At 68.5% G+C, this 16,071-nt stretch carries 10 protein-coding genes, 1 other RNA gene and 1 pseudogene; 5 read left to right on the top strand and 7 right to left on the bottom strand.

What is annotated here, in order from left to right; genetic code table 11:
* Positions 1-23 precede the first annotated feature (23 nt).
* The 4 genes from fdhE (at position 24) to AABM56_RS17335 (ending at position 8,913) form a co-directional block, all read left to right on the top strand.
* Entirely contained in the window at positions 24-941 is a 918-nt protein-coding gene (gene fdhE, locus AABM56_RS17350) for a formate dehydrogenase accessory protein FdhE (protein WP_263259534.1), read from the top strand.
* Positions 942-1,435: 494 nt separating this feature from the next.
* Positions 1,436-3,697, top strand: a complete 2,262-nt coding sequence (katG, locus tag AABM56_RS17345) for a catalase/peroxidase HPI (RefSeq protein ID WP_347883548.1) — start codon at positions 1,436-1,438, stop codon at positions 3,695-3,697.
* A 229-nt stretch (positions 3,698-3,926) separates the two neighbouring features.
* Positions 3,927-7,922, top strand: coding sequence for a Pls/PosA family non-ribosomal peptide synthetase (locus tag AABM56_RS17340; RefSeq protein WP_133862812.1), 3,996 nt, complete (start codon positions 3,927-3,929; stop codon positions 7,920-7,922).
* Positions 7,923-8,037: 115 nt separating this feature from the next.
* Entirely contained in the window at positions 8,038-8,913 is an 876-nt protein-coding gene (locus AABM56_RS17335) for an SdiA-regulated domain-containing protein (RefSeq protein WP_263259536.1), read from the top strand.
* Here the strand turns inward: AABM56_RS17335 and AABM56_RS17330 are convergent, their stop codons facing one another.
* The 3 genes from AABM56_RS17330 to AABM56_RS17320 form a co-directional block, all read right to left on the bottom strand.
* Complete coding sequence (locus AABM56_RS17330; RefSeq protein ID WP_133862810.1) at positions 8,914-9,438, bottom strand: ankyrin repeat domain-containing protein; 525 nt, start codon at positions 9,436-9,438, stop codon at positions 8,914-8,916.
* Positions 9,439-9,561: 123 nt separating this feature from the next.
* Positions 9,562-9,638: non-coding RNA, sX9 sRNA (locus AABM56_RS17325), on the bottom strand.
* 61 nt (positions 9,639-9,699) lie between these two features.
* Positions 9,700-10,791 (bottom strand): hypothetical protein, encoded by a 1,092-nt coding sequence (locus AABM56_RS17320; RefSeq protein ID WP_347883547.1) that lies wholly within the window; start codon positions 10,789-10,791, stop codon positions 9,700-9,702.
* Between the two features lie 278 nt (positions 10,792-11,069).
* Between AABM56_RS17320 and selA the strand changes: the two genes are divergently transcribed.
* The gene (selA, locus tag AABM56_RS17315) at positions 11,070-12,479 is read left to right on the top strand and encodes an L-seryl-tRNA(Sec) selenium transferase (protein WP_263259538.1); all 1,410 of its coding nucleotides are present in this window, start codon (positions 11,070-11,072) and stop codon (positions 12,477-12,479) included.
* Between the two features lie 185 nt (positions 12,480-12,664).
* On the opposite strand, the gene phnE is transcribed toward selA, so the two are convergent.
* The 4 genes and pseudogenes from phnE to AABM56_RS17295 form a co-directional block, all read right to left on the bottom strand.
* A complete protein-coding gene (gene phnE / locus AABM56_RS17310; RefSeq protein ID WP_263259568.1) occupies positions 12,665-13,396 on the bottom strand; it encodes a phosphonate ABC transporter, permease protein PhnE in 732 nt (243 codons plus the stop codon).
* 51 nt (positions 13,397-13,447) lie between these two features.
* Positions 13,448-14,260 (bottom strand): annotated as a pseudogene (locus tag AABM56_RS17305) (PhnE/PtxC family ABC transporter permease); the annotation flags it as partial.
* Positions 14,254-15,063, bottom strand: a complete 810-nt coding sequence (locus AABM56_RS17300; protein WP_133862806.1) for an ATP-binding cassette domain-containing protein — start codon at positions 15,061-15,063, stop codon at positions 14,254-14,256. The gene AABM56_RS17300 and the pseudogene AABM56_RS17305, both read right to left, overlap by 7 nt.
* On the bottom strand, positions 15,060-15,908 hold the full coding sequence (locus AABM56_RS17295) for a putative selenate ABC transporter substrate-binding protein (protein ID WP_133862805.1): 849 nt from the start codon (positions 15,906-15,908) through the stop codon (positions 15,060-15,062). The genes AABM56_RS17300 and AABM56_RS17295 overlap by 4 nt, the downstream gene beginning before the upstream one ends.
* Positions 15,909-16,071 lie beyond the last annotated feature (163 nt).

Raw genomic sequence — 16,071 nt, 5'->3', positions numbered from 1 at the left:
CCGTTTTGCTAAGGAGCCCTGCCATGGCGGGCCAGATCCTCGAGCCCGGCGAAATCGAAGCCGCGGCCGTCAATCCCGATTTCATCCTGCTGCCCGGTGGCGAGCTGTTCGGCTATCGCGCCGACCGCCTGCGCCTGCTGGCCGCCGGCAATGCGCTGAGTGACTACCTGCTGCTGATGGCCGACCTGTGCGAAGCCCAGCAGGGGGTCTTCGACCGTCTCGCCCCTCTGCCGCTGGACGAGGCGCGCAGCGCCCAGAGTCTGCAGCATGGTCTGCCACCCCTGGGTTACGACACCCTGGTCCGCGAAGGCGACTGGCTGCCCGCGCTGGATGCCCTGCTGGAGGCCCTCAAGCTTGCGCAGGCGCCGGTACAGGCCGCCCTGGACGAACTGCGCCAGGCCGATGCCGGCCAGCGCAAGGCCTGGGCCATCGCCCTGCTGGCCGGCAGCTACGAGCTGGTGCCCGCTGGCGTGGTGCCCTTTCTTGGCGCTGCCCTGCAGGTGGCCTGGACCCACTGGCTGCAGCGCAGTGACTTCAGCGCCCTGCGCGAACAGGGCAGCCAGACGTCCTGCCCCTGCTGCGGTGCGCCGCCCATGGCCGGCATCATCCATCACCTGGGCAAGGCCAATGGCCTGAGATACCTCACCTGCTCGCTGTGCGCCTGCGAGTGGCACTTCGTGCGGGTCAAGTGCAGCCACTGCGAGACGGGCAAGGGCCTGGGCTACTACTCCCTGAGCACCGACGACGCCAACGCCCAGAAGGCCCCGCTGCGCGCCGAGACCTGCGCCCACTGCAAGACCTATCTCAAGCACCTCTATCGCGACCATGACGCCCGCAGCGAACCCCTGTCCGCCGATCTCGCCAGCCTGGCGCTGGACGTGCGCCTGGCGGAAGAGGGCTACGAACGCCACGCGCCCAATCTGCTGTTCGCCCCGGGCTAGACCGGGCACGGCGACCGCCCGGGGCAGGGTAGTCGCCGTTCCTTCTGTTTCCGCATATGGCGGACTGCCTCGCCCTGGCCAACGCCGACGCGCGCCCTCGATTCCGCCTCACTAAGCCAGGCCGCGCGAACCTCTGCAAAGCGGTCGTCAACGTTGCTTATCGCGCCAGGAATCGGCTGGCAGCAGCCTGTCACCCCGGGGTCATCTTGCAGAGTCAGTCTATCGAGGCGCACAAAACCTTCTATCACACCGGGCGGCGAAGCCGTCTAGTATGGAGATTGCGCCGCTTCGTCGGTGTGCCCATCTGATGAGGGGATAACAATGACCGCAACGTCCGCTTCGCCCATGGTGGGGCTCTACCCGGAGCCGGCTCGACGCCGGCCTCGACGCCTGTCGTGCCCCTAGGCCGACGCGACCGGAACCACGCCTTCTGCAGGCCGTGCTGCTGTCGCGGCTGACAACCGGATGAACAAGACCCTGAGGTAGCCAAGAAGATGTCGACCGAATCCAAGTGCCCGTTCAATCACGCCGCCGGCGGCGGTACCACCAACAAGGATTGGTGGCCGAACCAGCTCAATCTCAACTTCCTGCACCAGCATTCCTCGCTCTCCGATCCCATGGGCGAAGAGTTCGACTACGCCAGCGAATTCAAGAGCCTCGACCTGGAAGCGGTAAAGGCCGACCTGCGCGCCGTGATGACCGATTCCCAGGACTGGTGGCCGGCCGACTTCGGCCACTACGGCCCGCTGTTCGTGCGCATGGCCTGGCACAGCGCCGGTACCTATCGCGTCGGTGACGGCCGTGGCGGCGCCGGTCAGGGTCAGCAGCGCTTCGCGCCGCTCAACAGCTGGCCGGACAACGTCAGCCTGGACAAGGCGCGCCGGCTGATCTGGCCGGTCAAGCAGAAGTACGGCCGCAAGATCTCCTGGGCCGACCTCATCGTCCTCACCGGCAACGTCGCCCTGGAATCCATGGGCTTCAAGACCTTCGGCTTCTCCGGCGGTCGCCAGGACGTCTGGGAACCGGACGATGCGGTGTTCTGGGGTTCGGAAACCGTCTGGCTGGGTGGCGACGTGCGCTATGGCGCGCACAAGCAGATGGAGCAGCCCGGTGACGGTGTGCTGACCGCCCAGCCCGAGCAGCATCCGGTGGAGCACAGTCGCAACGACAATCCGCAGCGCACCCTGGAAAATCCCCTGGGCGCGGTGCAGATGGGCCTGATCTACGTGAACCCCGAAGGCCCGGACGGCAACCCCGATCCGGTGGCCTCGGCCCATGACATCCGCGAAACCTTTGGCCGCATGGCCATGAACGACGAGGAAACCGTCGCCCTGATCGCCGGCGGCCACGCCTTCGGCAAGACCCACGGCGCAGGCCCGGCGACCAACGTCGGCGCCGAGCCGGAAGCGGCCGACCTGGAACAGCAGGGCTTCGGCTGGCAGAACAGCTACGGCACCGGCAAGGGCGCCGACACCATCACCAGCGGCCTCGAAGTGACCTGGACCTCCACGCCCACCCGCTGGAGCAACGAATACTTCGAGAACATGTTCAAGTTCGAGTGGGAGCTGTTCAAGAGTCCGGCCGGTGCCCACCAGTGGCGGCCGAAAGACGGCGCTGGCGCCAATGCCGTGCCCGATGCCCACGATCCCAGCAAGCGTCATCAGCCGACCATGCTGACCTCCGACCTGGCACTGCGCTTCGATCCGGCCTACGAGAAGATCTCCCGCCGCTTCCTGGAAAACCCGGACCAGCTGGCCGACGCCTTCGCCCGTGCCTGGTTCAAGCTGACCCACAGGGACATGGGTCCCCTGGCTCGCTACCTGGGCCCGGAAACCCCCACCGAAGAACTGCTGTGGCAGGACCCGCTGCCCAAGGCCGCAGGCGCGCCCCTGGGCGAGGTCGAGGTCAAGGCGCTCAAGGACAAGCTGGCCGCGTCCGGCCTGAGCGTGTCCGAACTGGTCGGCACCGCCTGGGCGGCTGCTTCCACCTTCCGTGGTTCCGACAAGCGCGGCGGGGCCAATGGCGGCCGTCTGCGTCTGGCGCCGCAAAAGAACTGGGAGGTCAACCAGCCGGCGCAACTGGCCAAGGTGCTGGGCGTGCTGGAAGGCATCCAGCGTGACTTCAATAGCCAGGGCAAGCAGGTCTCCATCGCCGACCTGATCGTGTTGGCCGGTAGCGTCGGGGTGGAAAAGGCCGCCCAGGCGGCGGGCCATTCGGTCAGCGTGCCCTTCACCCCGGGTCGCGTGGATGCGTCCCAGGAGCAGACCGATGTCCATTCCTTCGGGCACCTGGAGCCCTGGGCCGACGGCTTCCGCAACTACGTCGGCGGGGAATTCAAGGTCAAGCCGGAATTCCTGCTGGTGGACAAGGCGCACCTGCTGAACCTGACCGCGCCCGAGCTGACGGTGCTGCTGGGCGGCCTGCGCGTGCTGGACATCAACGTGGGCGGCGCCAAGCATGGCGTCTTCACCCAGCGGCCGCAGACCCTGACCAACGACTTCTTCGTCAACCTGCTGGACATGGCCACCGAATGGAAGGCCACCGGTCCGGACAAGGCCACCTTCGAAGGTCGCGATCGCCAGACCGGTGCCGTGAAGTGGACCGGCACCCGGGTCGACCTGGTGTTCGGGTCCCACGCCCAGCTGCGGGCGCTGAGCGAGGTCTATGGCAGTGCCGACGCCCAGGAGAAGTTCGTCAAGGACTTCGTCAAGGCCTGGACCAAGGTGATGGAGCTGGATCGTTTCGATCTGCGCTGATCACTGAGCGGTAACTGAAAACGCCTCCTTCGGGAGGCGTTTTTTTGGCCTCGCCAGCGCACCGCCGTCCATCGCCGATCGATGGCAGGTCGCTGGGAAGGCGCATTTCAGAGCCGTTCCGGCGTCCGCGCGCTGCAGTCCTCCAATCCTTAAGCAAACCCTAAGCGCCCCTTAAGGAGCGCGTAACCCGGGAGATACACACTGCGCCAAACACCCAGAGGCTGTCCCCATGGAAGCGCTTGCCGAACTCTCCCTCAGTCTGGTCGAAGGCCCCATCCGCCCCGATCTGTGCCGCGATGAAGTCCTCGCCGATCTGTTCGAGGCCACCGCGGCGCGGGCGCCGGAGCGGCCCGCCCTGCTCGAAGGCGAGCGCAGCCTGAGCTATGGCGAACTGAACGCCTGGGCCGACCGCGCCGCGTCGCGGCTGCTGGCCGCCGGCGCCGGGCCTGGCCGCGTGGTCGGCCTCTGGCTGCCACGCGGTATCGAGCTGCTGGTGATGCAGCTGGCCATCGCCAAGACCGGCGCCGCCTGGCTGCCCTGCGACGCCGAAACCCCGGCCGATCGCGTGGCCCTCTGCCTGGAAGATGCCCAGGCGGTGGGCGTGATCACCGGGGCGCCCTTCGCCGATCTGCTGGCGCGTCCCGGGCTCGGCTGCTGGACCCCCGACGAGCTGAGCGTCGGCCTGGCCCAGGGCGAGACCCTGCGCCGGCGTGGCCAGGTCTCTCCGGACCACCTGGCCTACCTGATCTACACCTCCGGCTCCACCGGCAAGCCCAAGGGCATCGGCATCCGCCAGGACAGCATCTGTCACTTCCTGCGCAGCGAGAATTCGCTGCTCGGCATCGAGGCCGGCGATCGGGTCTACCAGGGTTTCTCGGTGGCCTTCGACATGTCCTTCGAAGAGATCTGGATCAGCTACCTGGTGGGCGCCACCCTCTGGCTGGCGCCGCGGGAGATCACCGCCGACCCCGAGGCCCTGGCCCGCGCCCTGACCGCCAATCGCATCAGCGTGCTGCACGTGGTGCCTACCCTGCTGGCGCTGTTGCCGGAAGACGTCCCCAGCCTGCGCCTGATCAACCTCGGCGGCGAGATGTGCCCCGAGCCCCTGGTGGCGCGCTGGAGTCGGCCGCAGCGGCGGCTGTTCAACACCTATGGCCCGAGTGAGGCCACTGTCTCGGCGAGTCTGGCGCAACTGCAACCGGGCGAGCCGGTGACCATTGGCCGGCCGCTGCCCAACTACAGCCTGCTGGTGGTGCACGCCGATGCCAGCCTGCCGCTGGCGCTGCTGCCACGCGATCAGGTGGGTGAACTCTGCATCACCGGTCCCGGCGTGGCCGATGGATACCTGGGGCGGCCGGAACTGACCGCCGAGAAATTCCTGCCCAATCCCTGGAGCACCGGCAGCCACGACCTCAAGCTCTATCGCACCGGTGACCTGGCACGGGTCGACGAACACGGCCAGGTGCATTGCCTGGGCCGGGTCGACGACCAGGTGAAGATCCGCGGCTATCGGGTCGAGCTGGGCGAGATCGAAGCCACCCTGGCGCGGCAACCCGGCGTCGGGACCGTGGCCGTGGTGCTGCGCGAAGAGGGCGGCGTGGAGCAGCTGGTGGCCTTCCTGATCGGCGATGGCGGTCCGCTGCCGCGCAGCGACCTGCTGCGGACCGAGCTGGCCGGCTGCCTGCCGCTGTACATGGTGCCCAGCCGCTTCGAATGGCTCGGCGAGATGCCGCGGCTGAATTCCGGCAAGATCGATCGCAAGCAACTGCGGGCCCGGCCCCTGGCCATTGCCGTGGTGGCGCCGATCGCCCCGGCCAGTGGCGCCCTGGGTGCGCTGCTGACGGCCACCGCCGAGTTGTTTCCCGGTCAGCCCCTGCACGCCGAGATGGATTTCTTCGACGACCTGGGCGGGCACTCGCTGTTCGCCGCCCGCCTGGTCTCGCGCCTGCGCCAGGATCCGCGCTATGCCAGCGCCACGGTCAAGGCGGTCTATGCCGGCCGCACCCTGGGCGCCATTGCCAACGCCCTGGAGGCGGATGCCGCCGAGGCGGGCACGGCGACGGCCACCGAGGCCTGGGCGCCGCCCAGCCGCTGGCGACGCTGGCGCTGCGGCCTGGCCCAGGCGGTGGCCCTGCCGCCGCTGCTGACCCTGCGCCTGGGCCGCTGGCTGGCACCCTTCCTGGCCTTCCCGCTGCTGATCCATTCCGGTACCGCGCTGCCCCTGGCCATGCTGACCGCCCTGAGTCTGTTCGTTTTGGCCATCGGCCTGGAATTCGCCGTGGCCCTGCTGGGCAAGCGCCTCACCGGTCGCCTGCAGCCCGGTCGCTATCCGCTGTGGGGCCTGACCTATTACCGCTGGTGGCTGGGTGAGCGCTTCCTCGCCCTGGCGCCGGCCTACCTGCTCAGCGGTTCGCCCCTGGCACGGGGCTGGCTACGGCTGCTGGGCGCCCAGGTCGGCGCCGAGGCCTTCGTCGGCACCCTGACCCTGCGCGTCCCCGAGTTGCTGACCCTGGGGCAGGGCGCCAGCCTGGGCAACGGCGTCAACTTCGAAAACGCCCGGGTGCTGCGCGGCGAACTGCTGCTCGGCGCCGTGACCCTGGGTCGCGAAGCCCAGGTCGGCTCCTATGCCATCCTCGAAGGCGACACCGCCCTCGGTGACGGTGCGCGCCTGCAGGCCCAATCCGCCCTGCGCAGCGGCCAGCGCATCCCGGCCGGACGCAACTGGGGCGGTGCGCCGGCCCATGACCAGGGCGCCGCCGGTGCCCGCGTCCTGCCGCCGGCCCCGGTATCCCGTGCCCAGCGCGCCGTGCTGAAGGGACTCTATGCCGTCAGTGGCCTGGTGGTCTCGGTGCTGTTCTTCATGCCGCTGTTTCCCCTGGCGCTGCTGATCGACGAAATGGAAAGCTTCGGTGGACTGCCCTGGTGGCACACCTCTTCGCTGCTGCTCGATGCCCTGCAATACGGCGTACTGGCTCTGCCGCTGGGCGTGGTCAGCGTCGCCTTGACCCTGCTTGGCTGCGCCCTGGCACGCCGGTTGATCCTGCCGCGGCTGGAAGAAGGCCAGTGGTCGATCGACAGCCTCTTCTACTGGCGCAAGTGGCTGGCCAACCTGATCCAGGAGTCGGCGCTGCAGAGTCTGCAAGGCCTCTATGCCACGGTCTATTCGGCGCTCTGGTATCGCCTGCTGGGTGCCCGGGTCGGCCGCGATGCGGAGATTTCCACCGCCCAGGGCCCGGTCTCCTCGCTGCTGGAACTGGGCGCCGAAACCTTTATCGCCGATGCCGTGATGCTCGGTGACGAACAGGTCGCCCAGGGCTGGATGACCCTCAGACGCACCTCCATCGCCCGCCGCAGTTTCGTCGGCAACGGCGCCTATGTCGCCGACGGCTGCCACCTCCCCGAAGACGCCCTGATCGGTGTCCTGGGTCGGCTCGACGAAGGCGTGCCCCTGCGCCAGGGCGAAACCTGGCTCGGCTCGCCGGCGGTCCGGCTGCCGGTGCGGGAAACCCTGACCGGCTACCCGGAAAGCCTGACCTTCCGCCCGGCACCCTGGCGCCGGGTGGCGCGTGGTCTGATCGAGGCCCTGCGCATCGTGCTGCCCACCGGCTTCACCGTCGCCGCCGGCTGCGCCATCGCCGAAGCCCTGGTGCCGCTGTGGCAGCAAGGCGCCTGGCTGCAACTGCTCGGCGAGACCCTGCTGGCCGGCAGCGCCTTCGCCCTGGCCAGCTTCCTGGTGGTGCTGGGGCTCAAGTGGCTGGTGGTCGGTCGTTATCGCCCGCGCTCGGCGCCCATGTGGACCTTTTTCGTCTGGCGCAGCGAAGCCATCACCAGCCTCTACGAAACCCTGGCGGTGCCCAATCTGCTCGGCACCCTGCGCGGTACGCCCTGGCTGCCGCTGGCGCTGCGCCTGCTCGGCGCCCGCCTGGGGCGCGGCACCTACCTGGATACCACCGACCTCACCGAATTCGACTGCGTGCGCCTCGGTGACCATGGCGAACTCAATGCATTGGCCGGGCCCCAGACCCACCTGTTCGAAGACCGGGTGATGAAGGTGGGCGAAGTCGAGCTGGGAGCCGGGGTCAACCTGGGGCCGCGCAGCGTGGTTCTCTATGGCGCCCGCGTCGGCGACGACGTGGAACTGGGTCCGCTGTCGCTGGTGATGAAGGGCGAAACCCTGCCGGGTCGCTCGCGCTGGGAGGGTAACCCCGTTCAGCCCCGGCGCTAGGACTGTCACACAACCATAAAGACAGCCCCGGATACTCCGCCCCGTACAACAATGACGGGGCAAGGCGATGACGGCGTGGGTACGACGGATCAGGATTGGACGGACCGGCTGGCTGTTGGCCCTGGCGCTGCTGCTGGCACTGGGGGTGACCCAGGGTCTGCGCAGCAGCCATCTGGATAGCCAATTGCTGTTCTGGCTCGGCCAGCAGTGGCAGAGCGAACCCCGAACCTCCCTGGAGCTCGGTCGCTACCGGGTGGCGGTGGAAGCCAAGCCGGTGGCCGGCGTCACCGAGAATCTGTCCGACCTCAGCTATGACCCGGAGCGGGATCGCCTCTGGGCGGTGGTCAACAATCCGCCGGAGTTGCTGGCCCTGAGCCGGGACGGCGAACTGCTGCAACGCCATCGCCTGGAGGGCTTCGACGACGTCGAAGGCGTGACTTATCTGGGAGACGACCGCCTGCTGCTGGCGGAAGAGGGCGCCAACGCCCTGACCCTGGTAGGCATCCCCGAGGGCGACGACGTGCTCCGCCGCAAGGACTATCGCAGCCTGACCCTCGACCTCTTCCCCCGCGCCAACCAGGGCTTCGAGGGGCTGGATTACGATGCCGCCCGCGATCGCCTGTTCGTGGTCAAGGAGCACTCGCCGCGCAAGCTCTATGAAATCCGTGGCCTGCTCAGGAGCTTCGACGGCGACTTCGCCCTGCGCATCATCGATCGCCAGGCCTGGCTGGACCAGGCGCCCAGCACCGGTGACCTGTCCGCGGTCCATGTCGATCGTCGCACCGGCCACCTGCTGCTGCTCAGCGACGAATCGCGGGTGCTGATCGAACTCGATGACCAGGGCCATACCCTGGATACCCGTTCCCTGGTGGCGCCCTTCGGTGGCCTGTCACGGCGGATCCGCCAGCCCGAAGGCGTCACCCTGGATACCGCCGGCAACCTCTATGTGGTCAGCGAACCCAACCTGTTCTATCGCTACCAGAAACGCTGATCAGACGCCGCCCAGCCGCTCCAGCACGGCGGGGGTATCCTTGGCGCCCATGGCGCGGGCCACGCTCAGCGCGGTGTTGCCGGCGGCGTCCCGGGCCTTGGGATCGGCGCCGCGGGCGACCAGCAGTTCCACCATCTGCACGTGATTGAACATGGCCGCCATCATCAGCGCGGTCTTGCCGTCGGGCATGGCGCCCTCCACGGCGGCGCCGTGCTCCAGCAGCAGTTCGGCCATCGGCAGGTTGTTCTTGAAGGCCGCGCCGGCCAGGGGCGACTGGCCCATGTCGTTGGCCAGATTCGCATCGGCCCGGTGCTCCAGCAGGACGCGACTGGCCTCCAGGTGGCCGTGGTAGCTGGCCAGCATCAGCAGGCTGTCGCCCTTGTGATTGCGCAGATCGGGCGTCAGCCCCTTCTCCAGCACCAGGGCCAGCACCTCGGCATTGCCGGTGCGCGCGAGGTTGAACACCTCGGTGGCGAATTCCTGGGCTTCTTCATCGGTCATGCGCTGGGGACCGTCTGCGGTCATGGTGCTCTCCTGGACTAAGGCGGGCGGGACCCTCGGGATCCCGGACGATAGGAGGGCAGACCCGAACGGCAGGGGGGAGTTCTCTCGCGGCGGCGAAACAAGGCCGCCGCAAAAGCGTGAGTCGGTTATAAAACGTCGCGAGCGGTTGTCAGACAGGTGTGTACGGCGCGCAGGAACCGGAGTGTACGAGAGTAGTACATGAGGATTCCGAGCACCGCACGTGCCTGTATGGCGGACGCGCAGTAGTTTTATAAGCGGCTCTCAGCCGAAGGTCGCGTGGGTCTCGGCGAAGGCCTGCAACTCCGCCACGCTGTAGTTGCCGACCATCAGCACCGGGCCATGGGCCGTACCGATCTGCGCGGGTAGGGTGTCGAGAAAACCCCCGGTAGGGGTCACCCCGAGATTGGTGTATTCGGCGGCCGGCAGATGGAATTCGGCGATCAGGCGCGCCGCTTCGGCGATCCCGGCGGCCACGCTGACTGGATGCAGGGCAGCCCCCAGCGGATTGACCTGGCCACCGTTGTCGCCGCTGAACAGGTGGCCGACCTTGGCTGCCGCCTGGGTCAGGTCGTGCTGGTCGGCCTGGGCGCCGATCAGGAACAGCGAACCATAGTGCGGCAGGCTGCCGCCGCCCTCGGCCTGGCTGACGAAGCTGGGCGCGAAGGGCTGCTCGCCGCGGATGTCGGAGCTGTAGTTGGCCACCGGATCGCCGAGGGTGACCACATTGACGAAGTTGCCTCCGTCACCCGCCGCGTGCGCATCGCGGGGAATGCCCGAGGCCTCGAAGCTGATGCCGCCGAGACCGGTCTGCTGGGCGACGTAGGCCGCCGAGATGCCGCCCAGGGAGTGGCCGGTGACGAAGATGTCCTGGGTGCCATAGCCCTGCTTGGCCGCCGCCTCGATCACCTGGTGGGCGAAGTCCAGCGACTGGCGCTGGGCGCTGGAGACCTGCTGGCCGAGGATCTGCAGATCGCTCAGCAGGCCACCGGCGGTGGACAGGGGATCGATCAGCAGATTCTCGCCTCTGGTAGTGCCGGCATAGCTGATGAGCACCTGGTTCTCGGCGGTGATCCAGGTGTGGGCCGTAGCGCCGTTGAGCGAGTTGTGCAGCGTCAGCTGCTGGCCATCGACCAGGAAGGGCCGCATGCCGCCGGGCGTGCCACCCAGCACGTACTCGCTGATGGCGCCGTTGAGGAATTCGCTGACGGTTGGGGTGCTGGCCGAACTGGTCTGCGCCAGCGGCGTGACCGCGGCGCTCTTCAGCGTGTGCAGGTAGGTGAAGTTGCCGAGGCTGACGATGTCGCTGTTGTCGAGCAGGCCATCGCTGGCCCAGGGGAAGGTTTTCTTGGACATGACGGCACCTTTGTTATTGTCGTGAGGTGGACGCGGTGGCCAGGGCCTTCCACGCCAGGACCACGGTAGGCGCCAGGGAAAAGCCCGCGAAAACCATCCTAGGACGGGCTCTGGCACGCGGCAAACCGGGAACCCGGGGGTCATTTCCGGACGCCCCGGGTCCGGGTTCGGGCCACCCCACGCCGGGACGGGCCAGGTCTGCGGCAGCGCGGCGCGCCCTGGTCGACCCGTCGCGGGTTCGGGCTACACTGGGAGTGGAATCGATCCAAGAGGCTCCCATGACTGCCATTCGCCTGCCGTCCATCGACCGCCTGCTGCGCCATCCCGCTTCGCGTCCGCTGGAGGAGCGCCACGGTCGCGAGCTGGTCCTTGGCGGCTATCGTTCGCTGCTGGACGATCTGCGCGACGCCCTGAGAGCCGGCACCCTGACCGCCGTGGAGGTGGAGGAGGGCGTGCTGGCCGGTCGCCTGGGCGAGCGCCTGGCGTTGCATAGCCAGCCGCGGGTGCGGCGGGTGTTCAATCTCACCGGCACGGTGCTGCACACCAACCTGGGACGGGCGCTGCTGGCGGAAGAGGCGATCGCCGCGGTGACCGAGGCCGCGCGTCAGCCGATGAATCTGGAATTCGATCTGGCCACCGGCAAGCGCGGCGATCGTGACGACCTGGTCGCCGACCTGGTGCGCGAACTCACCGGCGCCGAGGCGGTGACCGTGGTCAACAACAACGCCGCGGCGGTCCTGCTGGCCCTGCATGCCATAGGCGCGCGCAAGGAAGGGGTGCTGTCCCGCGGCGAGCTGATCGAGATAGGCGGTGCCTTTCGCATCCCCGACATCATGGCCCGCGCCGGGGTCAAGCTGGTGGAGGTGGGCACCACCAACCGCACCCATGCCCGCGACTACGAAGCGGCCATCGGCCCGCGTACCGCGCTGCTGATGCGGGTGCACACCAGCAACTACAGCGTCCAGGGCTTTACCGCCAGCGTGGCCACGGCGGAGCTGGCCGCCATCGCCCGCGCCCACAACCTCCCCCTGCTGGAAGACCTCGGCAGCGGCACCCTGGTTGACCTGACCCGTTGGGGGCTGCCCGCCGAGCCCACGGTTCAGCAGGCGCTGCGCGATGGTGCGGACCTGGTGACCTTCAGTGGCGACAAGCTGCTCGGCGGCCCCCAGTGTGGCCTCATCGTCGGTCGCCGTGACCTCATCGAGCGCATTAAGAAGAATCCGCTCAAGCGGGCGTTGCGGGTCGACAAGCTGACCCTGGCCGCCCTGGAAGCGACCCTGGCGCTCTATCGCGATCCGGATCGACTGGCCGAACGGTTGCCCAGCCTGCGCCTGCTATCCCGCTCGGCCGAGGCCATCACCACCCAGGCCGAGCGGCTGCTGCCGGCCTTCGCCGCCGTGCTGGGCGCGACCTATGTGGTCAGCGTGGAGCCGGCACTGGGCATGATCGGCAGTGGCGCCCAGCCGGTGGCACGCCTGCCCGGGGCGGCGCTGTGCTGTCGCCCCCAGGTCAGCAAGCGCCTGCGTGGGCGCGCCCTGCGGCAATTGGAAGAGGGCTTGCGCCAGCTACCCATTCCGGTGGTGGGGCGCATCGACGCCGATGCGCTGTGGCTGGATCTGCGTCAGCTCGACGACGAAGCCGCCTTTCTGGCGCAGTTGCCAGCGCTGCTTCTTCCTGAGATTCGCTAAGAGCCTGTTCAAAGGCTCGCGAGCTAGAGCCAAACAAGGCCTCGGCGGCCCCGCGAAAAGGCCTGAGGAAGCGGACCGGGCTCGCGAACGAGTTTACGAGTAGTAAATGAGCATTCCGACCGGGCTGGCGACCCAGGGTTTTTTCAACGCCGTTTGGCCGACGCGCAGCAGCCTTTGAATAGGCTCTAACGAACGACCCAGCGCTGCCGGGCCCAGTTACTCAGCAGATCCACGCCCAGCACCAGCACCAGCATGCCGAGGATCACGGTGGCGGCCTGGGCCTGCTGGAACAGGCTCAGGCTGAAGTATAGCTGCTGCCCCAGGCCGCCGGCGCCGACGAAGCCGAGGATGCTGGCCATGCGGATGTTGTTTTCCCAGCGATAGAGCAGATAGGCCAGCAACTGCGGCCAGACCGCCGGCAGGGTGCCGTAGAGAAAGGCCGCCAGCGCGCCACCGCCGGCCAGGCGAATGGCCTCGGCGGGCGCCTTGGGGGTGTTTTCCAGGGCTTCGGCGAACAGCCGGCCGAGTACCCCGGCGGTGTGCAGGGCCAGGGCCAGGGTCCCGGCGTTGGGTCCCAGGCCGGCGGCCAGCACCATCAGCGCCGCCCAGACCAGTTCCGGCACAGCGCGCAGGGCATTGAGCAGCAACCGCGCCAGCGCCAGGGCGCCCAGGCCCAGGCGACCGGCCGCCGGTAGCGCCAGCAGGATGCCGAGCAGCCCGGCGAGCAGGGTGCCCAGGGCCGACATGGCCAGGGTCTCCACCGCGCCGTGGGCCACGGCCGATAGCTGGGTAACCGAGAAGTCCGGCTTGAGAAAATCGGCCAGGAAGCTGCCCATCTGCGCCAGGGCGCGCGTGCTCAGCAATTCGCCGAAGGCGGTACCCAGGTAGCTGGCGGACGCCACCAGGGCGGCGCCCATGGCCAGCACCGTCAGAGCGCCTCGGCCGCCGCCCTGACTGCGCTCCACCTGGCGCAGCAGGCGACTGAGCACATCGGCCAGGAGCACCAGCACCAGGAAGGTCAGCAGCAGGCTGGCCACCTCGCCACCGGCGAACATGCGCAGCGACAGGTCCACCTGCTGACCGAGACCGCCGGCACCGACGAAGCCCATCACCACCGAGGCGCGGATGGCGCATTCCCAGCGGTAGACGCTGTAGGAAATCATCTCGCCCGCAGCATTGGGCAGCACGCCATAGACGAAGGCCTGCAGGCGACCGGCGCCCTGCAGCAGCAGAGCCCGCGCCGGGCGGGGATCGACCGATTCGAAGATCTCCGCATAGACCTTGCCCAGCATGCCGCCGTAGGTGATGGCGATGGCCAGCACCCCGGCGGTGGGACCCAGGCCCACGGCGCGGACGAACAGCAGCGCCCAGACGATCTCCGGCACGCTGCGCAGGACGATCAGCACCCCGCGGACCAGTCCGCGGAGCAGGCGCGGCAAGCGGCCTGGACGTCCGCCGCGGGGCAGGGCGGAGATCGACAGCACGCGAGTGGCGAGCAGAGCGGCGGGAAGGGCGATCAGCGCCGCCAGGGCCATGCCCAGGGTGGCGATGGCCAGTGTTTCCAGGGTGGCGCGCTCGAGCACGGCGAGAAAGTCGGCGTCATGGGCGGGTGGCCAGAAGCCGGCGAGAAAGTTGCCCATGGTGCGGGCGTTGTCGCCGGTGAAGAGTCCGAAGAGATCGAACTCCGCCAGGCGCAGCGTCGGCCAGGCCAGCAGCAGGGCCAGCAGGGTGAGCAGCAGACGGGGCCGGGCGGCCGGGTCCTGGCGGGGCGAGGTCAGCATCGCGGCAGGTCGAGCGGCGTCTCGGCCGGGGCCGGTGCGGCGGACGCCAGTGTGGCGCTCAGCCCCTCGTTGGCATAGAGCGCGGCGAGATCGGCCGCGGTGACGGCGCTCGCGGGTTTGTCCCACAGCAGCCGGCCGGCCCGCAGGCCGAGGATGCGTGGAAAGCGCTGCAACGCCAGCTCCACATTGTGCAGGCTGGTGACCAGGGTGGTGCCCTGGCGCGCCGCGGCGTCGCTCAGCACCTCCAGGGTATGGCCGGCCAGCACCGGGTCCATGGCCGACACGGGTTCGTCGGCGAGCAGCAGCTGCGGCTGCTGATAGAGCGCCCGGGCGATGCCGATGCGCTGCAGCTGGCCACCGGACAGCTGATCGCAGGAGGAATAGAGGCGATCGGCGAGATCCAGCGGCGCCAGGGCGGCGGCGGCGCCGTCACGATCCAGCGGATGCACCAGGCTGACCAGGCTGCGCGCCAGCGACCACTGGCCGAGGCGTCCGGCCAGTACCGCGGTGATGACGCGCTGGCGCGCCGGCAAGGGCGGCGCCTGATGGATGAGGCCGATGCGGGCGCGCAACTGGCGCCGCGCCCGGTTGCCCAGGCTCCAGGGCTCCTGGCCGAGCAGCTCCAGCTGACCCGCGACCGGTCGCAGCCCGGTGGCCAGCAGGCGCAACAGGCTGGTCTTGCCCGCCCCGGACGGGCCGATCAGCGCGACCTGCTCACCCTGTTGCAGGCTGAGGTCGAGATCGGCCAGGGCGGGCGAGCCGTCGGCGTGTACCAGCGTCACGCCCCTGAGGGCGAGACTCACTTGAGCAGGCCGGCTGCCAGGGCGGAAGCCTCGATGCTCTTGTAGTTGTCCGGCGAGGTCGGCACGAAGCGGCTGGCCGCCTGCAGGTCGAGGATCGCCTTGTCGGCCGGCTTGGCCGGATCCAAGTCGAGGAAGGCCTGCTTGATCTTGGCCGCCAGTTGCGGATCCAGACTGCCGCGCACCGTCCAGTTGTAGTCGTAGTAGGGCGGGGTGGTGGAGATGACCCGGACCTTGCTGGTATCGACCTTGCCGGCGTCGACCAGCTTCTTCCACACCGAGGCATTGAGCACGCCGGCATCGGCCTTGCCCGCGGCGACCCAGGCGACGGTGGCGTCATGGGCGCCGGAATAGGCCACCCGCGAGAAGAACTGCTCGGGGACGATGCCTTCCTGCTGCATGAAGTAGCGTGGCATCAGGCTGCCCGAGGTGGAAGAGACCGAACCGAAGGCGAAGGTCTTGCCCTTGAGGTCCTGGAGGGTCTTCACGGCCGGGTCGGCGGTGATGAACTTGCTGGTGAACTTCTGATCTTCTTCGCGCTGCACCAGGGGGGTCATCGGCGCCTTGCGCTGCGCCTGGACGAAGGTGAAGCCGCCGAACCAGGCCAGGTCCAGGCGATCCGAGGCCATGGCTTCCACCACGCCGGCATAGTCGGACACCGGGACGAACTTCACCGGCATGCCCAGGCGCTGCTCCAGGTATTCACCCAGCGGCTTGAACTTGCGGATCAGCTCGGTGGGCGCCTCGTCGGGAATGGCCGAGACGCGCAATTCGGCGGCGGCGTGGGAGAGCAGGGACGTCAGGGACAGGGCCAGGCCTGCTGCCAGGGCCAGCGAACGCTTGAGCATGGGTTTCTCCGGTTCAATAGCGGAAAAAAAGGGGCTGCAGTATAGGGGGTGGCGCTGTTTTGCGCAGCTGTCACGGGGCCTCAGGCCTGGCAGGATGCTGCCGTCGGGTGCCGCAGGGTCTCTGGGCAGTCACTGTGCAGCGGACACGAACAGGCGTCCGAGT

The organism is Pseudomonas aestiva, from assembly GCF_039908605.1.
Lineage (GTDB): Bacteria > Pseudomonadota > Gammaproteobacteria > Pseudomonadales > Pseudomonadaceae > Chryseomonas > Chryseomonas aestiva.
Note: the sequence above shows the minus strand (reverse complement) of the source record. Positions and strands in the feature narration are given on the sequence as shown.